This is a genomic window from Cupriavidus sp. 207A1 (genome assembly GCF_057798955.1).
Window position 1 is genome coordinate 518,527 of sequence record NZ_JBYOJO010000003.1, and the last position, 21,765, is coordinate 540,291.

Below are 21,765 nucleotides of genomic sequence, written 5' to 3' on the forward strand. Positions count from 1 at the left end.
GGCGAGCGGGCAGGGCGGGCAGGCAGGGCGGGATGAGGGTCGCTGGCAGTAAGCGGCGTTTGACTCAGGCCTGCGCGGGCCCTTCGGCAACGGAGCGTGGACCGTCCCAGACCATCCGTCGATAGATGCCGTTGTCCTGCACCGTCCGGAAACCGAGCCGCCGGTACAGCGCCTGCGCGCGGTTGTGCCGTTCCACATGCAGGTCGACGGTCTTGCCCACGCTGCCGGCCAGCGCCTGCACCGCCGCCAGCACGCTGCCGCCGATGCCCTGGTTCTGGTGTTCGGGCAGCAAGGACAGGTCGATCACGCGCAACGCGCGGGCGTTGTGCTGCAGATAGAGGCGCCCGATGGTCTCGCCGTGACGCAGCATCAGCAGGAACTCGGCATCCGGGTAGGCCCGGTAGGCGCGCTGCTGGGCGCTGAACTGCATGGCGAGGAAGCCAGCGCGCTGCGTCTCGCTCCACCCGGTGCGGTGCATTTCCGCATCCCGGGTGCTGGCGTACAGGCGTGCCAGGAAGGCGTCGTCGGTCGCGGTGACCGGCCGCAGCGCGATGCCGGGCACGGCGATGGCGTTCATCGGCGGCCTACGGACGCGGCGGATAGGCGCCGGTCAGCGCGATGCAGTACATCAGCGCGGTGCAGGGCTGCATGTTTTCGTGCGGCTGGCTGGCGCCGGCCGTGCCCACGGCCTGCGGCGACAACGTGGTCATGACCGGTGCCGGCGAGGCGTTGACGGGGATGCAGCTCTGGTTGTTGGGCAGCATGAAGCGGGCGGGCAGCCTGGCGCTGGCCTCGGTGGACACCGCGCGCGCGGTATCGCCGTAAACCGCGTGGTTGTGCGCGGGCATTTCCGCCGCGGTGAGCGTGACCGTGGCCGCGCCCTGCGGATTGCCCGGCTGGTTGTCGAGCGGCCCGGTCACCGCGCGGCCGCGCAGGTCGGGCAGGGCGAAGTTGGTGGTGCCGTTGCCGCCGTACTGGGTGCCGAGCAGCGAGAACAGCGCCGTGTTCTGCTGGATCGCCAGCAACTGGCCGTCGCACGCGGCCCAGCCGGCCGGCGGGTAGGCGCAGCCGAAGATGCGGATTTCTCCCAGGTACTGGTCTGACATATGGCCTCCGTGGTCCAGGTTGGCTTCCGCCCGGTGCTCAGCTTTGCGACGGATAGATGCCATCCGTGGCGATGATGTAGTTCAGCGACAGCGTCGGCATCTGGTTGCTGTGCGGCTGCGTGCCGCCGCTCATGCCGAGCGTGCCGGCTGCAAAGGCGTTCTTGCCGGGCGGGTTGGCGGTGCCGGCGTCGTAGAACGCGTTGGGCGACGGCGTGGTGCCGGGCAGTACGCCGGGTCCCGGCGTCACCGTCGAGGCCATGGTGTTGGTCGCCTGGATCGGATGGGTGTGCCCGGGGATCTGGCCCGGCAGCAGCGTTATGTTCGGGCTGCCGAAGGCCTGGCCGATGGTGCGTTCGCTCAGTCCCGGCCCCGCGCCCTGGCCCAGCGGCAGGTTGCCGCGCAGATCCGGCAGCCTGAAGGTGGTGGTGCCGTCGCCGCCGTAGATAGTGCCCAGCAGCGAGAACAGCATCTCGTACTGGGCAATGCTGAGCGTCTGGCCAGCGCAGAATTGCCATCCCGCCGGTGCAAAGTTGCCGGCAAACATGCGGATCTCACCCACGAAAGGTTGCGCCATGATGTCTCCTCAACCCCGGCTCGGGTAGATGCCGGCCAGCGAAATGATGTAGTTCAGCACCAGCGACGGCTGCATGTTGTCGTGCGGTTGCCCGCCGCCGGTGCTGCCGCAGGCTTCGTCCAGCCATGGCGTGAGCGAGTCGGGCGTGCCGTACAGCAGCTCACCGGGGCCGGAGATCGACGGATCGTTGGGGTTGTACAGGTTGCTGGCCGCCAGCACGCGGTCTTGCGACACGCCGACGTTCAGCGCCGTCGCCGGGCTGGAAGAGACGTTGAACGGATGGGTATGGGCTGGCACCTGCGCGGTGGTCAGCGTGACCGCCTCGACCCCGGCCATCCGGCCCTGTGCGATGCCGTCGGGATCGCGGTGCAGCGGCGTGCGGCCGCGCAGGTCGGGCAAGGCGAAATTGGTGGTGCCGTTGCCGCCGTATTGCGTGCCGAGCAGGCTGAACAGCGCCTGGTTCTGCGCGATGGACAACAAGGCGCCGTCGCACAGCGCCCAGCCCTTCGGCGCAAACGCGAACGCGCACAGCCGGATTTCCCCCAGATACTGGTCCAAGATCTGCCTCCCCGGTTGAACAACACCCAAAAGACGCGGCGCCTGCCTGCCAACGGCGTCGCGCCAACATCGATTTAATTAAATTTGATATCTGATATCAAATTTGATCAATTACGTATTGATCGATTTGACGTATTTTCTGCACCGGGCCGCATCACTACTGCGGCCCGTTCCGCAGCCCATCCCGCGCGATTCACGGACAGACCGAAGTGTTGGCGATGCCAGCGGAAAGTCAACAAAAATAACAACGCCGTCCCGAGCCGCGCCCGGCCAAGCCTCGGCGCGCCGCGCTCGACGACGGCAATGGCAACCCGCCGCAAGCCGCGGGTGTCGGGAGAAATCGGGTGTCAAGACAAGCCAGGGGTTACGCCGGCGCTGAGCGTGCCGGGCGGACGGCGGGGGCCGTCGCACGTGTGCATCGCAGTTGGCAGGGCTGGCGTTGCCGGCTGTGGTCGCTACTGGTGGCGCTGTGGCTGGGTTTGCTGCTGGGGTCTCCCGCGCCGGCCTTTGCGGTCTCGTGCACGCTGAACATCGCCGCCACGTCCAACCAGCAAAGGGTCTATGCCTTCACCGTGGCGGACTACTCCGCCTGCGATCCGAACCAGTTCGGCATTGCCTACGACGCGTTCGGCAACGGCAACTTCGGCGCATCGACGCAGGCCACGCCCACTGTGCAGGGCGGCACGCTGTACGTCTACAACGGCAACCTGCCGAACGGCCAGAACGAAAACGGCTTTGTCTACACGCCGCCCGCCGGTTTCGTCGGCACCGACACCGCAGTCTTCTATACCAGCGACAACGGCGCGACCTGGTCGCCCGCCGGCACGGTGCACTTCAATGTCGTGGCCGGCCCGCCGACCGTGACCGCGGTGACGCCTTCGTCCGGCCCGGCCAGCGGCGGCACCGCCGTGACCGTTACCGGCACCAACTTTGTCGGCGTGACCGCGGTCAGGTTCGGCGCCGAGGCCGCATCGTTCGTGGTCAACAGCCCCACCTCGCTGAGCGCCACGGCGCCCCTTGGCTCGGCCGGCACCGTCGACGTGACAGTGACTACGGCCGCCGGCACCAGCGCCATCAGCGCCGCCGACCGGTTCACCTATGTCTCGGCGCCCCCGGTGGCCAACAACGTCAGCGCCACGGTGGCGTATGGCAGCGCCGGCAACCCCATCACGCTGAACCTTACCGGCGGCGCGGCCGCCAGCGTCAGCGTGGTGTCGCCGCCCGCCCACGGCACGGCGATCGCCACCGGTACCTCGATCACCTATACGCCCACCGCGTCCTACGCGGGACCGGACAGTTTCATCTATACGGCCACCAATGCGTCCGGGACCTCGGCGCCCGCTACCGTGACCATCACCGTGGCGAGCCCGACGCTGATCTACACGCCGTCATCGCCGCCTCCAGGCTCGGTGGGAGGCGCCTACAGCCAGTCGCTGGCGGGGGCCACCGGTGGCACCGGGCCGTACACCTATACCTTGGCGTCGGGCGCGCTGCCGCCCGGCATGGCGCTGTCGAGTTCGGGTGTGCTTGCGGGGACGCCCATCGCGGGCGGCACCTTCAACTTCACGGTGCGGGCCACGGACAGCAGCACGGGGACGGGGCCTTTCAGCGTCACCAGCGGCGCGCTGTCGATGGTGGTGGGCGGCGCGGCGATGAGCCTGTCGCCGGCGCCGGGGCCGCTTGGCGCGGCGGCGGGCACGCCGTTCAGCCAGGCCTTCGTCGCGAGCGGCGGTACCGCACCCTATACCTACGCGATCACGGTGAATAGCGGCACCATGCCGGCAGGGATCGCGTTCAACACCGCGACGGGCGTGTTGTCGGGTACGCCGGCCACGGCGGGGACCGTGTCCTTCACGATCCAGGCAAACGACAGCAGCGGCGGGACGGGGCCCTACAGCGTGGCCGGCGCCTATGCGCTGACCATCGCGGCGCCGACGGTCACGCTGACGCCGGCCACGCTGGCCAATCCCGCGCTGGGCATCGCGTATAGCCAGAGCGTGAGCGCGAGCGGCGGCACCGCGCCCTACACGTACAGCGTGGTCGCGGGCGCCTTGCCGCCCGGGCTGACGCTCAATGGCAGTACCGGCGCCATTGCCGGCACCACGGTGGCCGGGGGCAACTACAACTTCGCGATCCGCGCGACCGACAGCCTGGGCTTTTCGGGAAGCCGCGCGTACAGCGTCGCGATCGGCGCGCCGACCATTGCCATCCAGCCGGCCACGCTGCCGCAGGCCGCCGTCGCCGCGGCCTACAGCCAGGTCTTCACGGCCAGCGGCGGCACGGCGCCGTACACGTTTGCGATCACGGCGGGCACCTTGCCCGCCGGCATGTCGCTATCGGCCGGCGGCGTGCTGTCGGGCACGCCGAGCGCAGGCGGCACGTACAACGTCACCGTGAGCGCCACCGACAGCAGCACCGGCACCGGCCCCTATACCGGCAGCCGCGCCTATACGCTGACGGTGAGCGCCCCGGCGCTGAGCCTGTCGCCCGCGACGCTGCCTGCGCCGGTCGCAGGGGCTTCGTACAGCCAGGCGTTTGCCGCCGGCGGCGGCACCGCGCCGTACACCTTTGCCGTCGCGGCCGGATCGCTGCCCGCCGGGCTGTCGTTGAACCCGTCCACCGGTGTGCTGAGCGGTACGCCGTCGGCGGCCGGCAGCCATACGTTCACGGTGCGCGTGACCGACAGCAGCACCGGCACCGGCGCCCCGTACAGCATCAGCCGCGTCTATACGTTGGCGACGGGGCAGGGCATGCCTTCGGCACCGCCGGTGGCGGTGACCACGCTGTCGAATGCGCCGGTGACGATCCATGCAGCCGCCAACGCCGCCAACGGGCCTTTCTCCGGCGTCAGCATCGTCACGCCACCGAGCAGCGGCAGCGCCGTGGTGAACGGACTGGACATCGTCTATACGCCGGTGCCGACCGCGTCGGGCCCGATCACGTTCACGTATGCGCTGGTCAACAGCGCGGGGACCTCGGCGCCGGTGCCGGTGACCGTCACGGTCAATGCGGTGCCGGTGCCGGTGGCGCAGAAGCAGGTGTCGACGCTGGCGGGCCGGCCCGTCGACATCGACGTGACCGAGGGCGCCAGCGGCGGGCCGTTTACCGGTGCCGCGATCGTGTCGGTGGTGCCTGCCGAGGCCGGCACCGCCACCGTCGCCAGCGCCGCGCCGAAGACGCCGGCCGCCGACGGCAGGCAGCTCGCCGCCACCGCTTACACCGTCAACTTCGTGCCGGCGGCTGCTTTCGCCGGCACCGCGGTGGTGACCTATACGCTCAGCAATGCCGTGGCGACGTCGTCGCCGGCGCTGATCCAGGTGGCCGTGGCGGCGCGCCGGGATCCGTCCACCGATCCCGACGTGGTCGGGCTGGTCAACGCGCAGATCCAGGCGGCGCGGCGCTTCGCCACCGCGCAGGTCGCCAACTACAACCAGCGCCTGGAGGCGCTGCACGGCAAGGGCAGGGCGCCGTCAGGCAACCAGATCTCGGTGGTGATGCCGCGCGCCCAGGCCGATCCGGAACGCTGCCAGGCGGTCGAAGGCTTCGCCGCGCGCGATGCCTGCCTGCGCGGCACGGCCTCGACCGGCCAGCGCGGACGCGGGCTCGACCCCGCGACCAACTCCCGTGCCGCGCGCGCGACCGCCGAGGCCAGCGCTGGCGCCGGCAACGCCCCGGACCTTCCCGGCGGCGCTGATCCCGGCAGCGGCGCCGACGCGGCTGGCGCGGACGACACCGACGACGCGCGCCTGGCATTCTGGACCGCGGGCACCGTCGACTTTGGCTTCGCCAACGCGGGGACGCAGCGCTCGGGCTTTCGCTTCACCACGGGTGGCGTGACCGCCGGGGTCGACTATCGCTTCTCCGACCAGCTCACGCTCGGCATCGGCTTCGGCTATGGCCGCGACAGCACCGAGGTGGGTTCGGCCGGCACGCGCAGCACCGCGGACAGTTTCAGTGCCGCGCTGTATGGCAGCTACCGGCCGCAGCCGTCGCTGTTTGTCGACGGCGTCGCCGGCTATGGCTCGCTCAGCTTCGACTCGCGCCGCTGGGTCGGTGACGAAAGCGCGTTCGCCTACGGCAAGCGCGACGGGCACCAGATCTTTGCCTCGCTGTCGGCGGGATACGAGTATCGGAGCGAGGCGTGGCTGGTCTCGCCGTACGGACGGCTGTCGGTCTCCGACAGCACGCTCGACCCGTTCACCGAGACCGGCGCCGGCTTCAGCGCGCTGACGTATTTCGGCCAGACCGTGACCACGGTGTCCGGCACGCTCGGGCTGCGCACGGAATACGCCACGTCGACGCGATGGGGGCTGTTCCTGCCGTTCGCGCGGCTGGAGTACCAGCATGATTTCAGCGGCCAGAGCGCGGCCGGGCTGGCATACGCTGACCTTGCCGGCACCGGCCCCGCCTACACGGTGGGCAACGCGCCATACGGGCGCGACCGCCTGCAACTGGGGCTGGGCGGCAAGCTGCGCAGGCGCTCGATGACGTTTGGGCTCGACTACAACGTGATGGTTGGCATGGGCGGGCTGCAGCAGGGCGTGCGGCTGACGTTCGCGGCGCCGTTCTAGACGGTAGGCCACGCGCCCGTGCTGCTGTCCGCGCTCAGGTAGCGCGCTCAGCGCCCCATGCCGGTTCCAGGCGCGCCGCCCGACGGTCCGGTGGTGCCGGTACCGCCGCTGCCCGTGCTGGGCGCGTCCAGTCCGCCGCTACGCGTGGTTCCCGAGCCGGTCACGGACGGCGAACCGGTCGAGCCGGAGGGCGCGGCCACGCCCGATGCCCCCGCCGCGCGGCCCGCGCCGGCGTCGGTGCCATGCCGCTTGCCGGCCGAAGAGCGCGAGCTGCCGTGCGTGTCGCCGCTGGTGGCCTTGCCGCCGCCGTCGGTCATGCTGGTGCCGGTGCCGGGCGTGCCCGGGCTGCCCGGCGTGCCGGTCGTTCCTGACGGGCCCGTGCCGGCGCTGCCGCCGCCCGAGCTGCCGCCCGAGCCACCGCCACCACCGGCGCCACCGGCGCCCTGCGCCAGTGCCGCACCGCTTGCCAGCGCCGTGCAGGCAAGCCATGCCATCATCCATGTCCGAGCTTTCATCGTCGTCTCCTTGCGTTGGAAGCACGGTAGCCGCAAGGGGCGTTCCAGCCCGGCGCGCATGCTGCCGCGCACACCGTTGCAAGGTTTGCCGGTGTCAGGCGGCAAGAGTTACCTGAGGCCACATCGGTTGGTGTGCGCGGCAGCAGGCAGCGGCATATCGCTGCGCATCGCGCAACCCGGGCGACCGGCATGCGGATTGCTTATGAGAAATAAAAGTCATCTCCGCGGCAGCGGTATCTCGGGAGCACGCGATGGACGCGCCGGCAACCACTTTCAAGAAATTCGGCCGACTGGACGGCCGCATGCTGATCGTTGGTTTCGGCAGCATCGCGCGTTCCGTGTTGCCGGTGCTGCTGCGCCATCTCGACATCACGCCGGCGCAGATCACCGTGATCTGTCCGGCTGGCAACGATCTCTCGGTTGCGCAGGGTTATGGCATCCGCGTGGTGACCAAGGCGCTGACCGAGGAGAACCACAAGCAGGTGCTGCAGGACCTCGTCGGCGACGGTGACTTCCTGCTGAACCTGTCGGTCAATGTCTCGAGCGAGGCGCTGGTGCGCTATTGCTGGGAGCACGGCGCGCTGTACCTGGATACCTCGATCGAGCCGTGGGCAGGCGCGGCCACGGACCCGGACGCGCCGCTGTCACGCCGCAGCAACTATGCCCTGCGCGAAGGCCTGCTGGCGTTCCGCCTCGACAAGCGCGACGGCCCCACCGCGGTCCTGACGCAGGGCGCCAACCCCGGCCTGGTGTCGGCGCTGGTCAAGCAGGCGCTGGTCAATATCGCTGCGGACAACGACGTCGACCATGAGCGGCCGGCCAGTTTCGAGGACTGGGCGGCACTGGCCCGCCAGCTCGATATCCGCGCCATCCACATCGCCGAGCATGACACCCAGGTGGGCGACCGGCGCAAGGTAGCCAACGAGTTCATCAATACGTGGTCGGTCGACGCCTTCATCGAGGAAGGGCTGCAGCCGGCGGAACTGGGCTGGGGCACGCACGAGCGGCACTGGCCCGCGGACGCGCGGCGGCACGGGTTCGGCTCGGATGCGGCGGTGTACCTGACGCGCCCGGGATTCGGCACGCGCGTGCGCAGCTGGACGCCGCTCGGTGGCCCTTGCCACGGCTTTCTGATCACGCACGGCGAGTCGATCTCGATTGCCGATCACCTGACCCTGCGCGACAACGGCGAAGTCGTTTACCGGCCGACGGTGCACTACGCCTACCACCCTTGCGACGACGCGCTGCTGTCGATCGACGAACTGATGGGCAACGGCGGGCGCAAGCAGGACCACCAGCGCATCCTGCGCGACGATATCGTCGCCGGCAGGGATGAGCTCGGGGTCTTGCTGATGGGCAATGCGCGCGGCGCCTACTGGTACGGCTCCAGGCTGGCCACGGACCAGGCCCGGCAGTTGGTGGATCACAACACCGCCACCAGCCTGCAAGTGGTTGCCGGCATCCTGGGCGGCGTGGTCTGGGCGCTGGAGCATCCGCGCGCGGGCGTGGTCGAGCCCGATGACCTGGATTACGAAACCGTGCTGCGCATCGCGCGTCCCTACCTGGGCGAGCTGGTCGGCGTCTATGCCGACTGGACGCCGCTGGCGCAGCACTCGCAGCTGTATCCGGAAGCGGGCGACGAAGACCCCTGGCAGTTCGTCAACGTGCGCGTGCCGTAGGCGCACGCCAGGCGCAACCGGAGCCGAAGGCGATGTCGGGGCTGCTGCAAAAAGAACTGGGCGTCATCGAAAACTCGTACTACGAGGCGAGCGTCGCGCGGCCGGCGCCGAGCCCGCCGCTGCAGGGACGCACGGAGGCCGAGGTGTGCGTGGTGGGCGGCGGCTACGCCGGCCTGTCCTGCGCGCTGGAACTGGCCGCGCGCGGCTTTCATGTGGCGCTGCTCGAGGCGCACCGGATCGGCTGGGGCGCTTCCGGGCGCAATGGCGGCCAGGCCATCGTCGGCTTCGGCGCCGAGGGGGAGGGCGCGATCGAGCGCCAGTGCCCGGCCGAGGTCGCGCAGGCGGCCTGGAATGCATCGGTCGAGGGCATGCGCCTGCTGGAGCAGCGCATCGCCACCTACGCCATCGACTGCGACCACGTGCGCGGCTACATGACGCTGGCGCCAAGGGCGCACAAGGTCGACGGCCTGCGCCGCTGGGTGCGCCATATGCGCGAGCGCTATGACTATCCGCTCGAATGGGTCGAACGTCCGCACCTTGGCCGCCATGTCGCCAGCGACCGCTTTGTCGCCGGGGCGTATGACCCGCACTCGGGCCACCTGCATCCGCTCAAGTACTGCCTGGGGCTGGGCGATGCGGCGCGCCGGCAGGGTGTCGAGGTCTTCGAGAATTCGGCCGCGTATCGCGTCGAGCGCGACCAGGTGCCGGTGGTGAAGACCGCCGAGGGCGAAGTGCGCTGCCGGCACGTGGTGCTGGCCGGCAACGTCTACCTGGGCGAATTCGGCGACCATCTCGCGCCGGAAATCGCGGCGCGCATCATGCCGGTGGGAACGTACATGATCGCCACCGAGCCGATGGACGCGCAACGTGCCGCCGCGCTGATGCCGAGCCGGGTTGCGGTATCCGACAACAACCTGATCGTCGACTATTTCCGTCTCAGTGCCGACAACCGCCTGCTGTTCGGCGCCGGCGAGACCTTCAGCGCGCGCCCGCCCGGCAACCTGGTGCAGCGCATCCGCGCGCGCATGCTGCAGGTCTTTCCACAAACGGCGGATTTGAATATCGATTATTCCTGGGGCGGCTTCGTCGATATCACCATGAACCGGGCGCCCGACCTGGGCCGCATCGGCACCAACCTTTACTATGCGCAGGGATTCTCCGGCCACGGGCTGTCGTTCGCCGGCATGGCCGGCAAGCTGATCGCCGAGGCGATGTGCGGCGATGCGTCGAGATTCGATGTGTTTACCCGCATCCGGCATCACCGCTTCCCGGGCGGCGCGCTGTTCAGGACCCCCGCGCTGGTGCTGGGCATGTGGTACTACAAGCTGCGCGACCTGCTGTAAGGGCCAGCCTTGTCACCGCAGCGGTGCCGGCGGGGTCTGCACGCCCACGCCATGGACATGCACCATCTTTCCGCCCAGCCAGCCGGACACCACCAGCAGGCCGATGGCGATCGCCGACAGCACGATGGCGCCAACCCCGGCCCCGCGCATGCGCCACCAGGCGTTGACCACATAGAGCGCGACCACCGTCAGGTTGATACCCATGTGCAGCAGCGCAATGCGGCGGATGCCGCTGGGCAGCGACAGCAGGTCGATCAGGCCGGGCACGGCCGCGATCAGCGCGCCAATGATGCCGCCGACCATGGCATAGAGCGCCACCACCGGCCAGTTGGGACTGTCGCCGCCGAAATAGCGGATCAGGTCGCAGGCAAAGGAAAAGATCCACAAGCCGATGGGGATGGTGATCAGCATCGGATGGATCGGGTGCTTGGCAATGCTGGCGGGAGTGAGCATGGCGACTCCTTTGAGTGCAGGGCGCGCAAGGGCCCTTGCGTTCGCCGCGCCGGCGCGGCGTGCCTCCCCGTTCAATGATGGCGCTGGTCGTCCCGTGTCACCTCGACGGGTTCCAGTCCACCCTTCGCCGGACCATGCAGCACCGTGCCATCGACGTCGAAGCGCGAGCCATGGCAGGGGCAATCGAAGGACTGCTCCAGGCTGTTCCACTGGACCAGGCATTTCAGGTGCGGGCAGGCGGCGTCGAAGGTGTGCAGGCCGCCATCCGCATCGCGGAATGCGGCCAGGTGGCGGCCGCCGGCCTTGACCACATGCCCGTCGCCCGGGGCGATGGCATCGAGCGCGACGCCGTCGTCCTTGCCGAGCCAGTCGGCGTACTGGGCCACCACGTTGGCGTTCTCGCGCGCATACTCGACCACGGCCGTCACCGACTTGCGCGAGGGATCGTAAAGATCGGCCCAGTCATTGGTGCGGTCGGTGATCTGGTCGCGGATCAGCATGCCGGCAATGGCGCCGTGGGTCATGCCATTACCGGAATCGCCGGTGACGACATAGACATTGGTATCGCCGGGGTTGCGGCCGATAAAGGCGACCCCGTCGACGGGCTCCATCACCTGGCCCGACCACGCGAACACGGGTTCGTCGACCACCGGAAAGCGCTGGCGGGTCCAGTCGACCAGCCTGCCGAAGCGCTGCCCGGCATCGTCGGCCTGGCCGACCTTGTGATCCTCGCCGCCGCTGATCAGCAGCTGGTAGCCGGCATCGAGGTCGCCGGCGATGCGCACGTAATGGTAGGGATCGAGCGTGTCCCAGAACTGGCACGGCGGCATGCTGCCGCGCGGCACCTTCATGCCCACCACGAAGGTCCGGTACGCGGCCTGCTTGGTATGGATGGCAAAGCGGTCGATGAACGGCGTATTGGTGGCAACGATGACATTGCCGGCCTCGATGCGCGCGCCGCTGTCGGTGCGCACGTTAGCGGGCCGGCCGTCGTCGACTTCCACGGCGCGGGTCTTGCCGTAGACCTTGCCGCCGCGGCGCTGGATTGCGTCGACCAGGCCGCCCAGGTACTGCAGCGGGTGGAGCTGCCCTTGCCGCGGGAACCGCAGCGCCGAGCGCAGCGCCACCTTGCCGGTCGGCACGTCGCTGACCCGCTCGACCTCGTCGAGCCCGGCCCGGTGCGCGGCATCCAGTTCCCGGGAGAGCAGGTCCTCGCCATCGGACGATTCGGCAAAGAGGAAGCCATCGACGCGGCGGAAGTCGCAGTCGATGGCCTCCGCTGCGCAGATCGACTCTATCCGCGCCACCGCCGCCGCGTGGCTCTGCGCCACCTGCCGTGCCGCCTGATGGCCGAGATGGCGCTCGATGTAGAAAAAGTAATCGTCGAAGGCCGTCATCAGGTGCGCGGTGGTGCGGCCGGTTTCGCCCGCGCCAGGCCCGTCCGCATCGATCACGATCACGGCCTGTCCGGCGGCGGCAAGTTCATAGGCGACCGACAGCCCGGCGATGCCCGCGCCGATCACGCAGGCGTCGCAGGTCGCGTCGCCGTCCAGCGGCGGGCTGGAAAGGGTTGTCCCGGCTGCCCAGTATGAAATCGTCATGCCGCCCGGCCTCCTGTTCTGCCTATGTCTCAGTGATAGGTCAGCGATGCCGGCGCAGGTATCCGGCGCGGTCCTACAGCCAGATGGCCCGGAGCGACATAAAATTACCCGGGTAATATTGACTTCTTATTTTATCCGGGTAATATTTGGCGATGTTCCTGTTTCTCTTTCGCAGACCTGCCATGACCGCACCCGCGCCTTACCACTTCACCACCTTCGACGGTCACCGCCGCATCGCCTCGGGTCCGCTGCCGGACAACGCGCTGGCGCTAAGACGGGCCCTGGACAACGGCGCGGCCGGGCCGGTGCTGGTATTCGACGACAGCACCGGCCGCTCGATCGACCTGGATACCAGCGGCACCGACGACGAGATTGTTGAACGGTCGGCAGTGCGCGCGGCGCAGCTGGCCGCGCCGCAGCCGGCGGCCGGCGAGGGCGCCGATGCCCCGGAAGCGGCCGAACCGCGCGTCCGGGGCCGGCCAAAGCTGGGGGTGGTGTCGCGCGAGGTGACGCTGCTGCCGCGCCACTGGGAATGGCTGGCCGCGCAGCCCGGCGGCGCGTCGGTGGCGCTGCGCAAGCTGGTCGAGCAGGCGCGCCGCGATCACGCCGGCAAGGACCGCAGCCGCGCCGCCAGCGAGCGCGCCTATCACTTCATGGTGGCGATTGCCGGCGACCTGGCCGGCTTCGAGGAGGCGAGCCGGGCGCTGTTCGCCAACGACCTGGAAGGGTTCGCCCGGCAGATCGCGGACTGGCCGGCGGATGTGCGCGAACACGCGCTGGGGCTGGCGGACAGCAACGGCTGAGCGGCGCGCTCAGGCCCCGCCCAGCAGGTCGTGCGCATCGACGATCGCGTAGGCGATCTCGGGGTGTGCCTCCATGCTGCGCCGGATCGCCGACGGGATCGACTGGCGGATCTTGCGGCACAGGCCGGGCTGCTCCAGCACCTGGATGCTGATGCCGCGCACGGTGCGCACGCCGCGCGCGCTGGGCGTGATGCTGAGCACGATGCCGAGCTGGGCCTGCATCAGGCCCTCCATCCGTTGCAGCTCGTCCAGGCTGGTCAGGCTCTCGAGCCGTTCGACCAGCCGCTTTTCCTCGGCGCGCGTCAGGCGCAGCACGCGCAGGTCGGCATCGGGGTCGCTCAGCAGCGCTTCGCGCCCGCAGATGCAGGCACCGGGCGGGCATTCCGTGCGGAGAGGGAACGGCGCGTTCATGTCGGGCGCGGGCTGGGCAGGGCGGCTGGATTGCAAGATTGCGGGGGCGGTGGCTGGCTATGTTAATGCAGGTTGCCGGCCAGCGGCGCACAGTCCGGCAGCGAAGGCCGATCCGGTCTATGCTCGCGGCTGCGGTCCGCATGCCCAAGGGGCCGCAAGACAAGAAACCCGCCCCCTGCACAGGAGACCCTCCATGGCACTTTCGATGTACGACGTTTCGATCCCTCCGTTTATCCGCGCGCTGGGCAACCTCGACGCGATCCTCGCCAAGGGCGCGGCGCATGCGCAAGCGCAGGGGATGGACCCGGCCGACCTGATCCAGACCCGCCTGATTGCCGACATGGACCCGCTGCCGGCGCAGGTGCAGCGTGCCAGCGATGCCGCCAAGGGCTGCGCCGCGCGGCTGGCCGGGATCGAGGTGCCGTCGTTTGCCGATACCGAAACCACCTTTGCGGAACTGCAGGACCGCATCGGCCGCACCATCGTGTTCCTGGAGCAGATCATGCCGGCGCAGCTGGAAGGCAGCGAACAGCGCGTGGTCGAACTGAAGCTGCCGCAGGGCCCGCTGCGCTTCGACGGCAAGTCCTACCTGCTCGGCTTTGCCTTGCCCAATTTCTATTTCCACGTGACCACCGCCTACGACATCCTGCGCCACCAGGGCGTGCAGATCGGCAAGCGCGACTACCTCGGGCTGAAGTAGGCACGCAACGGGCCGGCGCGGGCCGGGCCGGCGTGGGCCCGGCGCGCGCTGTACATCACCTTTGCCGGGGCGGACCCGGTTGCGGCGGCCAAGCGGAAACCCTGGGGCCTCTGGTATACTTTCAGCACGTCCGGCCCATGCCGGGCGCAGCCTGCGACAGGCCAGGACAGCCCCACCCGGCAGCCCCGCGCTGCCAGCACAGCCGCCCCGATCGATACGTTCCGGTCCACATCGAGGGCGCGACCACGCGCCAATGTGACCACGCGGCGCGAGGTCCGGCTCCGGCCCTGCCCATCCTTTACTGAACCCCGGCCAGCAAGACGCTGCCGAACCGCTGTTTACGGTCCAAGAGAGACCCCACGCATGACTTACGCCGTCAAGGAAATCTTCTATACGCTGCAGGGTGAAGGCGCCAACGCCGGTCGCGCCGCGGTGTTCTGCCGCTTTGCCGGCTGCAACCTGTGGAGCGGCCGCGAGGAAGACCGCGCCAGCGCGGTGTGCCAGTTCTGCGATACGGATTTCGTCGGCACCGATGGCACGCGCGGCGGCAAGTACCGCAGCGCCGGGGAACTGGCCGCGGTGGTCGCGTCGGAGTGGCCGCAGGGCGCCGGCGGCAAGCCGCTGGTGGTCTGCACCGGGGGCGAGCCGCTGTTGCAGCTCGACGCACCGCTGATCGACGCGCTGCACGCGCAGGGCTTCGAGATCGCGATCGAGACCAACGGCACCATCGCCGTGCCGCCGGGCATCGACTGGGTCTGCGTCAGCCCCAAGATGGGTTCGGAGCTGGTGGTCACGCGCGGCGACGAGCTGAAGGTGGTGATCCCGCAGGAAGGGCAGGACTTTGCCGCATACGAGAAGCTTGATTTCCGCCATTTCCTGGTGCAGGCCATGGACGGTCCGCTGGCGCGCGAAAATACCGCCGCCGCGGTGGCCTTCTGCCAGCGCCACCCGCGCTGGCGGCTGTCGCTGCAGACCCACAAGCTGCTGGGGATCCGCTGAGCGGCAGTGCCGCTGGCCAGCTGCGCGCGAGCCGCTTGGCCAGCCATCAGGCCAGCATCAAGCAGGCAATTCAGTCCACAATAGAGGCTTCGGACGCACGCGCGGCGTCCGCTTCAACGCAGGCCGCCGGCACCGGCGCCGGTACACATGAGCAAACAAGTTTCCATCACCCGCCGGCTGGAGTTCGACTCCGGCCACCGCATCCCCAACCACTGCGGGCAGTGCCGCAATATCCACGGCCACCGCTATCGGCTGGACCTGACGCTGTCGGGCGAGGTGCTGCACCGCGAGGGCGCCTCGGATGACGGCATGATCCTGGATTTCGGCGACATCAAGGCGCTCGCCAACGAGCACCTGGTCAGCAAGTGGGACCACGCCTTCCTGATCTACCGCGGCGACACCGCGCTGCTGAACTTCCTGCAATCGATGGAAGGGCACAAGACCGTGGTGCTGGACGCTATTCCGACGGTCGAGAACCTGGCCCAGGTGGCCTTCGACATCCTGGCGCCGGTGTTCAAGGACTGCTTCGGCCACCAGCTGCAGCTGACCAGGCTGGTGCTGTTCGAAACGCCCAACTGCTGGGCCGAGGTCAGCGCGCCGGCGGTGCTGCCCGCGCAGGACTGAGCGGGCGACGAATGACCCAGCCGCCGCCGCTGCCACCACCCCTGCCGCTGCGCGCGCCGCCCGCGCTGCCGGACGATCCGGCGCAAGCCGCCGAGCGCGACGCGCGCTACATGCGCGCCGCGCTCGAAGAGGCCCGCCTGGCCGAAGCCGCGGGCGAAGTGCCGGTGGGTGCGGTGGTGGTCTGGAATGACACCATCATCGCGCGCGGCCACAACCTGCCGATCCGCTCGGTCGATCCGTCGGCGCACGCCGAAATGCAGGCGTTGCGCGCCGCCGCCCAGGTCATCGGCAACTACCGCATGCCCGAGTGCGAGCTGTACGTGACGCTGGAGCCGTGCGCCATGTGCAGCGGCGCGATCCTGCACGCACGGCTGCGCCATGTGGTGTTCGGGGCCAGCGATCCCAAGACCGGCGCCGCCGGCAGCGTGGTCAACCTGTTCGAACAGGCGCAGCTCAACCACCAGACCACCATCGCCGGCGGCGTGCTGGCCGACCCATGCGGCCAGATGCTGAAGGATTTCTTCGGCGCCCGGCGCCGCGCGCAGAAGGCGGCACAGAAGGCGGCACAGAAGGCGGCACGCCAGCCGGCGCCGGCCGCCGCACCTGACCAGAACCACGACACTGAAGCATGAGCATGCCGAACAGCAGGCCGCATACCGAAGTCCGACTGATCGCCTCGTCCGGGTATCCGCACGATGTCGCCATCGCCGCGCGGGGCTGCGCCTGGCTCAAGCACCATGGCTACCACATGACCAACCCGGACGTGCTGGCGCGGCGCTACCTGCGCTTCGGCGGCACCGACGCGGAGCGGCTGGCCGACCTGCACGCGATCGGCACCGGCGTGCCGCATGAACTGACGCTGGCGGTGCGCGGGGGCTACGGCATCGCGCGCCTGCTGGCACAAGTCGACTTTGCCCGCATTGCCACGCAGGCGCGCGCCAGCGGCACGCCCATCGTCGGCCACAGCGACTTCACCGCGTTCCAGCTGGCCTACCTGGCGGCCACCGGCGGCGTCACCTTTGCCGGGCCGATGCTCTTGGCGGACTTTGGCGCCGAGGGCGTCGACGCCTATATGTGGGAGCACTTCGAGGGCATCCTGCGGAATCCGGCCTACCGCGTCGACATCGCCGCGCCGCAGTCGGGCGGCCAGCCGTTCTCCGGCAGCGTCGAGGGCACGCTGTGGGGCGGCAACCTGGCGATGCTGTGCAGCCTGCTGGGCACGCCGTTCATGCCGCAAGTGCAGGGCGGGGTGCTGTTTCTGGAAGACATCAACGAGCCCCCTTACCGGGTCGAGCGCATGCTGCTCCAGCTGCAGCAGGCCGGCGTGCTGGGCGCGCAGCGGGCCATCGTGCTGGGCGATTTCTCCAACTACCGCGTCACCGACTACGACAACGGCTATGACATGGACGCCGTGGTGGCCTACCTGCGCGAGCAGCTGCCGGTGCCGGTGCTGACCGGCCTGCCGTTCGGACATTGCGCCCGCAAGCTGACGCTGCCGGTCGGTGCACAGGTGCGGCTGTCAGCACGTGCCGACGGCTTCAGCATGGCGTTCTCGGGCTATCCGGTGCTGCCGCCGCTGGCCTGAGCCCGCGGCTCGCCGCCGCGCTGCTCCGGTCGCAAGGAATGCGTCCGGATGATAGAATGCGCGGTTATTTCCTGATTTCCTGCCGGGTTCTCGCATGAACCCGGCGTGGCCCGTGCCGCAACGCCGGCCATGGCTGCCGGAATCCTTCCGGCCCGCGCCGCGGCGCCACAATCTCCAGACAAGGTTCCAGACGTGCTTTCTACCGCAAACATCACCATGCAGTTCGGCCCCAAGCCGTTGTTCGAGAATATCTCGGTCAAGTTCGGCGAGGGCAACCGCTACGGCCTGATCGGCGCGAACGGCTGCGGCAAGTCCACCTTCATGAAGATCCTGGGCGGCGACCTCGAGCCGTCGTCGGGCAACGTCATGCTGGAGCCGGGCATCCGCCTGGGCAAGCTGCGCCAGGACCAGTTCGCCTATGAAGACATGCGCGTGCTCGACGTGGTGATGATGGGCCACACCGAGATGTGGGCCGCCGCGCAGGAGCGCGACGCCATCTACGCCAACCCGGAAGCGACCGACGAAGACTACATGAAGGCCGCCGAGCTGGAGGCCAAGTACGCCGAATACGACGGCTACACCGCCGAGGCGCGCGCCGGCGAACTGCTGCTGGGCGTGGGCATCCCCACCGCGCAGCACCAGGGCCCGATGAGCGACGTGGCGCCGGGCTGGAAGCTGCGCGTGCTGCTGGCGCAGGCACTGTTCTCGAACCCGGACGTGCTGCTGCTGGACGAGCCGACCAACAACCTGGATATCAACACCATCCGCTGGCTGGAGACCGTGCTCAACGAGCGCAACTCCACCATGATCATCATCTCGCACGATCGCCACTTCCTGAACTCGGTCTGCACCCACATGGCCGACATGGATTACGGCACGCTCAAGGTCTATCCGGGCAACTACGACGACTACATGGAAGCGTCGATGCAGGCCCGCGAGCGCCAGATGGCCGCCAACGCGCGCGCCAAGGAGCGCATCAGCGAGCTGCAGGACTTCGTGCGCCGCTTCTCGGCCAACAAGTCCAAGGCCCGCCAGGCGACCTCGCGCGCCAAGCAGATCGAGAAGATCAAGGTCGAGGACATCAAGCCGTCGTCGCGCCAGAACCCGTTCATCCGCTTCGAGTTCGAGAAGAAGCTGCACAACCTGGCGGTCGAGGTCGAAGGCATCACCAAGAGCTACGACCGCAAGATCATCAACAACCTGTCGCTGGCGATCCAGGCCGGCGAGCGCGTGGCGATCATCGGCGAGAACGGCGCGGGCAAGACCACGCTGCTGCGCAGCCTGCTGAACGGCGCGGTGCAGACCGGCGTGCAGCGCGGCGTCGAGGTGGACCGCGGCACGGTCAAGTGGGCCGAGAACGCCAACGTCGGCTACATGCCGCAGGACACCTACGAGGAGTTCCCGGTAGACCGCGACGTGATGGACTGGATGAGCCAGTGGACCCAGGCCGGCGATGACGAGACCTCGCTGCGCGGCACGCTGGGCCGCCTGCTGTTCTCGGCCGACGACATCAAGAAGAACGTCAAGGTGCTGTCCGGCGGCGAGAAGGGCCGCATGATCTGGGGCAAGCTGATGCTGGGCCGCCACAACGTGCTGGCACTGGACGAGCCGACCAACCACATGGACATGGAATCGATCGAGTCGATGCAGATCGCGCTCGACAAGTTCCAGGGCACGCTGATCTTCGTCTCGCACGACCGCGAGTTCGTCAGCGGCCTGGCCACGCGCATCATTGAAGTGCGCACCGACGGCACGCTGACCGACTACCTGGGCACGTACGACGAGTACCTGCAGTCGCAGGGCATCGACGGCTGAGCGTCATCCCGCTTCATGTGGAAGGCCGCCTCCGGGCGGCCTTTTTGTTGTCCGGGCCGGCGGGTCAGGCGGCGCTGCCGTCGCGGACCTGGTCCAGCTGCGCCATGATGGCGCGGGCGGTGATGTCGCCCCGCGCCTTGAGCAGCGCCGCGTGCAGCGGTTCGCGCAGCGCCATCAGCGCGGGCAGGTCGGCGGCCTTCTCCACCTTCACCTGCAGCATGTAGCCGCGCAGCCCGAGATGCTGCCCGATCACGTCGGTATAGAAGTGGTAAAGGCGCTGGTACGCCTGGATCTCGGCGGGCGAGTGGGCCGCGGCTTCACTGGTGTGCGGCGGCGCCGCTACCTCGGCCGGCGGTGCATGGCGCATCGCGTAGACCGAGAACAGGTTGGTGTCGGCAGCCGGCGGCGCGACACGCGCGGGTTCTTGCGGCGCGGCGGCGCGCGGCGGTGCCGGCTCGGCGACGGCTTCGACCAGCCCCTGGGCCAGCAGCGATGCCATGGCCTCGGGGCCGATCCCCATGCCCGCCACCTGCGCCAGCAATGCCTGCTCGCGGCGCTCGCCGTTGACCATCAGCAGCAGCGCGCGCAGCTTGTGGTCCAGCTTGCGCGCGCGGCTGCGGATTTCGTCCTGTCCCGCCTCGGTCTTTCGGTAGATCGGATCGACCATGCCTTTGTCCCCTTAGTCTTGTTATGTGCGCGCGCCGTGGCGAGTCTCCCGCCTGTCACCCGCGGCCGATTATCGCCATGTTCTTGTGCGCAGCGGCTGGCACGGCCGGCGCCGTTTTCCGCAGCGCCATAACATGGGCCGGAATCCGCTCTACAATGTGCGTGCACCATAAAAGTAACAAAAAATTGCAATCGCCAATTCACCAAACCGAGAACTGTGGCCATGCAACAACGAGACAAACTCTTCATTAACGGCAAGTGGGTTGCGCCCCACGGCACCGGCAAGATCGATGTCATCCATTCCGCCACCGAGGCGGTGATGGGGACGATTCCCGAAGGCTCGGCGCGCGACGCCGAAGACGCCATCCAGGCCGCGCGCGCGGCCTTCGACGGCTGGTCGGCAACGCCGCCGGCAGTGCGGGCGGGCTATATCGCCAGGATCGCCGAAGGACTGAAGGCGCGCAGCGAAGAACTGGCCCAGCTGATCGCCGGCGAAGTCGGCATGCCGATCAAGCTGGCGCGCGCAATCCAGGTGGGCGGCCCGGTCTACAACTGGGGCCAGGCCGCCAGGCTGCTGGAAGGCTTCCACTTCGAGGAAGAAGTCGGCAACTCGCTGGTGGTGCGCGAGCCGGTGGGCGTGGTCGGCGCGATCACGCCGTGGAACTACCCGCTCAACCAGATCACGCTGAAGGTGGCGCCGGCGCTGGCCGCGGGCTGCACCGTGGTGCTCAAGCCGTCCGAGGTGGCGCCGCTCAATGCCTTCGTGCTGGCCGAGGTGATCGAGGCCGCGGGGCTGCCGCCCGGCGTGTTCAACCTGGTGACCGGCTACGGCCCGGTGGTGGGCGAGGTGCTGGCCAGCCATCCGGAAGTCGACATGGTGTCGTTCACCGGCTCCACCCGCGCCGGCAAGCGCGTGTCCGAGCTGGCGGCGCAGACCGTCAAGCGCGTCGCGCTGGAGCTGGGCGGCAAGTCGGCCTCGGTGATCCTGGACGATGCCGACCTGCCGGCGGCGGTCAAGGGCACCATCAATGCCTGCTTCCTCAACTCCGGCCAGACCTGCTCGGCGCACACCCGCATGCTGGTGCCGCGCGCACGCTACGACGAAGTCAAGGCGATCGCGCAGAAGGTGGTGGCCGGCTTTACCGTGGGCGATCCGCTGCAGGAAACCAGCAAGCTGGGCCCGCTGATCTCCGCGGTGCAGAAGGACCGCGTGACCGGCTATATCCGCCGCGGCCTGGAAGAGGGCGCCGAACTGGTGGCCGGCGGCCCCGAGACCCCGGAAGGGCTGGACCAGGGCTTTTACGTCAAGCCGACCGTGCTCGGCAACGTCGAGCCGCGCGCGACGGTGGCGCAGGAAGAGATCTTCGGGCCGGTGCTGTCGATCATCTGCTATGACACCGAGGAAGATGCGGTGCGCATCGCCAACGACAGCATCTATGGCCTTGGCGGCGGCGTCTGGTCCGGCGACGAGGCCCGCGCGATCCGCGTGGCGCGCCGCATCCGCACCGGCCAGGTCGATATCAACGGCGGACCGTTCAACATGCAGGCGCCGTTCGGCGGCTACAAGCAGTCCGGCAACGGGCGCGAAGCCGGCAAGTATGGGCTGGAGGAATTCCTCGAGTACAAGTCGCTGCAGCTGAAGAAGTCCGCCGCCTGACGGGCGCGCGGGCAAGCAGCACAGCAGCGTTGGAAAATGCCCGGCCGGTCCGGGCATTTTTTCGTGCGCGGCGTACGTGGAAAATGCGCGGATAATGCGCGACAG

The 21,765-nt window shown here is 68.9% G+C and carries 20 protein-coding genes; 11 read left to right on the forward strand and 9 right to left on the reverse strand.

What is annotated here, in order from left to right; genetic code table 11:
• Window positions 1-64 precede the first annotated feature (64 nt).
• The 4 genes from AC3FMM_RS08020 to AC3FMM_RS08035 are packed head-to-tail and all read right to left on the reverse strand — an operon-like array spanning window position 65 to window position 2,238.
• Window positions 65-577, reverse strand: a complete 513-nt coding sequence (locus AC3FMM_RS08020; RefSeq protein ID WP_116312609.1) for a GNAT family N-acetyltransferase — start codon at window positions 575-577, stop codon at window positions 65-67.
• A 7-nt stretch (window positions 578-584) separates the two neighbouring features.
• On the reverse strand, window positions 585-1,106 hold the full coding sequence (locus AC3FMM_RS08025) for a phage tail protein (protein WP_115709574.1): 522 nt from the start codon (window positions 1,104-1,106) through the stop codon (window positions 585-587).
• A 37-nt stretch (window positions 1,107-1,143) separates the two neighbouring features.
• Entirely contained in the window at window positions 1,144-1,680 is a 537-nt protein-coding gene (locus AC3FMM_RS08030; protein WP_115709572.1) for a phage tail protein, read from the reverse strand.
• A gap of 9 nt (window positions 1,681-1,689) precedes the next feature.
• A complete protein-coding gene (locus AC3FMM_RS08035) occupies window positions 1,690-2,238 on the reverse strand; it encodes a phage tail protein (RefSeq protein ID WP_115709570.1) in 549 nt (182 codons plus the stop codon).
• Between the two features lie 413 nt (window positions 2,239-2,651).
• Between AC3FMM_RS08035 and AC3FMM_RS08040 the strand changes: the two genes are divergently transcribed.
• Window positions 2,652-6,809 (forward strand): putative Ig domain-containing protein, encoded by a 4,158-nt coding sequence (locus tag AC3FMM_RS08040; protein ID WP_488686397.1) that lies wholly within the window; start codon window positions 2,652-2,654, stop codon window positions 6,807-6,809.
• Between the two features lie 47 nt (window positions 6,810-6,856).
• Here the strand turns inward: AC3FMM_RS08040 and AC3FMM_RS08045 are convergent, their stop codons facing one another.
• The gene (locus tag AC3FMM_RS08045) at window positions 6,857-7,324 is read right to left on the reverse strand and encodes a hypothetical protein (RefSeq protein ID WP_240987671.1); all 468 of its coding nucleotides are present in this window, start codon (window positions 7,322-7,324) and stop codon (window positions 6,857-6,859) included.
• 251 nt (window positions 7,325-7,575) lie between these two features.
• Between AC3FMM_RS08045 and AC3FMM_RS08050 the strand changes: the two genes are divergently transcribed.
• Window positions 7,576-9,003 carry a homospermidine synthase gene (locus tag AC3FMM_RS08050; RefSeq protein WP_488686398.1) on the forward strand — a complete coding sequence of 476 codons (1,428 nt, stop codon included), beginning with the start codon at window positions 7,576-7,578 and terminating at the stop codon, window positions 9,001-9,003.
• Window positions 9,004-9,035: 32 nt separating this feature from the next.
• A complete protein-coding gene (locus tag AC3FMM_RS08055) occupies window positions 9,036-10,346 on the forward strand; it encodes an NAD(P)/FAD-dependent oxidoreductase (RefSeq protein ID WP_488686399.1) in 1,311 nt (436 codons plus the stop codon).
• Between the two features lie 12 nt (window positions 10,347-10,358).
• Here AC3FMM_RS08055 and AC3FMM_RS08060 read toward each other — a convergent pair whose 3' ends face one another.
• Together AC3FMM_RS08060 and AC3FMM_RS08065 are read right to left on the reverse strand one after the other, a co-directional pair.
• Window positions 10,359-10,799: a DUF2231 domain-containing protein gene (locus AC3FMM_RS08060; RefSeq protein ID WP_116312604.1), complete on the reverse strand. Its 441-nt coding sequence runs from the start codon at window positions 10,797-10,799 to the stop codon at window positions 10,359-10,361.
• A gap of 71 nt (window positions 10,800-10,870) precedes the next feature.
• Window positions 10,871-12,400 (reverse strand): FAD-dependent oxidoreductase, encoded by a 1,530-nt coding sequence (locus AC3FMM_RS08065; RefSeq protein WP_488686400.1) that lies wholly within the window; start codon window positions 12,398-12,400, stop codon window positions 10,871-10,873.
• Window positions 12,401-12,582: 182 nt separating this feature from the next.
• On the opposite strand from AC3FMM_RS08065, the gene AC3FMM_RS08070 reads away from it, so the two are divergent.
• On the forward strand, window positions 12,583-13,203 hold the full coding sequence (locus tag AC3FMM_RS08070; RefSeq protein ID WP_488686401.1) for a DUF2239 family protein: 621 nt from the start codon (window positions 12,583-12,585) through the stop codon (window positions 13,201-13,203).
• A 9-nt stretch (window positions 13,204-13,212) separates the two neighbouring features.
• Here AC3FMM_RS08070 and AC3FMM_RS08075 read toward each other — a convergent pair whose 3' ends face one another.
• Complete coding sequence (locus tag AC3FMM_RS08075; RefSeq protein ID WP_326346876.1) at window positions 13,213-13,614, reverse strand: hypothetical protein; 402 nt, start codon at window positions 13,612-13,614, stop codon at window positions 13,213-13,215.
• Between the two features lie 193 nt (window positions 13,615-13,807).
• Between AC3FMM_RS08075 and AC3FMM_RS08080 the strand changes: the two genes are divergently transcribed.
• The 6 genes from AC3FMM_RS08080 (at window position 13,808) to AC3FMM_RS08105 (ending at window position 19,337) form a co-directional block, all read left to right on the forward strand.
• Window positions 13,808-14,314 (forward strand): DUF1993 domain-containing protein, encoded by a 507-nt coding sequence (locus AC3FMM_RS08080; RefSeq protein WP_115709562.1) that lies wholly within the window; start codon window positions 13,808-13,810, stop codon window positions 14,312-14,314.
• Window positions 14,315-14,677: 363 nt separating this feature from the next.
• Window positions 14,678-15,313 carry a 7-carboxy-7-deazaguanine synthase gene (gene queE / locus AC3FMM_RS08085; protein ID WP_115709561.1) on the forward strand — a complete coding sequence of 212 codons (636 nt, stop codon included), beginning with the start codon at window positions 14,678-14,680 and terminating at the stop codon, window positions 15,311-15,313.
• Between the two features lie 147 nt (window positions 15,314-15,460).
• Window positions 15,461-15,937, forward strand: a complete 477-nt coding sequence (locus AC3FMM_RS08090; protein ID WP_115709560.1) for a 6-pyruvoyl trahydropterin synthase family protein — start codon at window positions 15,461-15,463, stop codon at window positions 15,935-15,937.
• 110 nt (window positions 15,938-16,047) lie between these two features.
• Window positions 16,048-16,569, forward strand: coding sequence for a tRNA adenosine(34) deaminase TadA (tadA, locus tag AC3FMM_RS08095; RefSeq protein ID WP_240991289.1), 522 nt, complete (start codon window positions 16,048-16,050; stop codon window positions 16,567-16,569).
• Window positions 16,566-17,522, forward strand: a complete 957-nt coding sequence (gene ldcA / locus AC3FMM_RS08100; protein WP_326346874.1) for a muramoyltetrapeptide carboxypeptidase — start codon at window positions 16,566-16,568, stop codon at window positions 17,520-17,522. The genes tadA and ldcA overlap by 4 nt, the downstream gene beginning before the upstream one ends.
• Before the next feature lie 192 nt (window positions 17,523-17,714).
• Entirely contained in the window at window positions 17,715-19,337 is a 1,623-nt protein-coding gene (locus AC3FMM_RS08105) for an ABC-F family ATPase (RefSeq protein WP_115709555.1), read from the forward strand.
• A gap of 64 nt (window positions 19,338-19,401) precedes the next feature.
• Here the strand turns inward: AC3FMM_RS08105 and AC3FMM_RS08110 are convergent, their stop codons facing one another.
• Window positions 19,402-20,004, reverse strand: coding sequence for a hypothetical protein (locus tag AC3FMM_RS08110; protein WP_116312598.1), 603 nt, complete (start codon window positions 20,002-20,004; stop codon window positions 19,402-19,404).
• 222 nt (window positions 20,005-20,226) lie between these two features.
• On the opposite strand from AC3FMM_RS08110, the gene AC3FMM_RS08115 reads away from it, so the two are divergent.
• A complete protein-coding gene (locus tag AC3FMM_RS08115; RefSeq protein WP_326346873.1) occupies window positions 20,227-21,660 on the forward strand; it encodes an aldehyde dehydrogenase family protein in 1,434 nt (477 codons plus the stop codon).
• Window positions 21,661-21,765: the final 105 nt, after the last annotated feature.

Bases quoted from the DNA above. Each gene is read 5' to 3' on its own strand.
- AC3FMM_RS08065 (WP_488686400.1), bottom strand. From the start codon at position 12,400: ATGACGATTTCATACTGGGCAGCCGGGACAACCCTTTCCAGCCCGCCG.
- AC3FMM_RS08025 (WP_115709574.1), bottom strand. From the start codon at position 1,106: ATGTCAGACCAGTACCTGGGAGAAATCCGCATCTTCGGCTGCGCCTAC.
- AC3FMM_RS08090 (WP_115709560.1), top strand. From the start codon at position 15,461: ATGAGCAAACAAGTTTCCATCACCCGCCGGCTGGAGTTCGACTCCGGC.
- AC3FMM_RS08080 (WP_115709562.1), top strand. From the start codon at position 13,808: ATGGCACTTTCGATGTACGACGTTTCGATCCCTCCGTTTATCCGCGCG.
- AC3FMM_RS08075 (WP_326346876.1), bottom strand. From the start codon at position 13,614: ATGAACGCGCCGTTCCCTCTCCGCACGGAATGCCCGCCCGGTGCCTGC.
- AC3FMM_RS08030 (WP_115709572.1), bottom strand. From the start codon at position 1,680: ATGGCGCAACCTTTCGTGGGTGAGATCCGCATGTTTGCCGGCAACTTT.
- AC3FMM_RS08110 (WP_116312598.1), bottom strand. From the start codon at position 20,004: ATGGTCGATCCGATCTACCGAAAGACCGAGGCGGGACAGGACGAAATC.
- tadA (WP_240991289.1), top strand. From the start codon at position 16,048: ATGCGCGCCGCGCTCGAAGAGGCCCGCCTGGCCGAAGCCGCGGGCGAA.
- AC3FMM_RS08060 (WP_116312604.1), bottom strand. From the start codon at position 10,799: ATGCTCACTCCCGCCAGCATTGCCAAGCACCCGATCCATCCGATGCTG.
- AC3FMM_RS08115 (WP_326346873.1), top strand. From the start codon at position 20,227: ATGCAACAACGAGACAAACTCTTCATTAACGGCAAGTGGGTTGCGCCC.
- ldcA (WP_326346874.1), top strand. From the start codon at position 16,566: ATGAGCATGCCGAACAGCAGGCCGCATACCGAAGTCCGACTGATCGCC.
- AC3FMM_RS08055 (WP_488686399.1), top strand. From the start codon at position 9,036: ATGTCGGGGCTGCTGCAAAAAGAACTGGGCGTCATCGAAAACTCGTAC.
- AC3FMM_RS08050 (WP_488686398.1), top strand. From the start codon at position 7,576: ATGGACGCGCCGGCAACCACTTTCAAGAAATTCGGCCGACTGGACGGC.
- queE (WP_115709561.1), top strand. From the start codon at position 14,678: ATGACTTACGCCGTCAAGGAAATCTTCTATACGCTGCAGGGTGAAGGC.
- AC3FMM_RS08070 (WP_488686401.1), top strand. From the start codon at position 12,583: ATGACCGCACCCGCGCCTTACCACTTCACCACCTTCGACGGTCACCGC.
- AC3FMM_RS08020 (WP_116312609.1), bottom strand. From the start codon at position 577: ATGAACGCCATCGCCGTGCCCGGCATCGCGCTGCGGCCGGTCACCGCG.
- AC3FMM_RS08045 (WP_240987671.1), bottom strand. From the start codon at position 7,324: ATGAAAGCTCGGACATGGATGATGGCATGGCTTGCCTGCACGGCGCTG.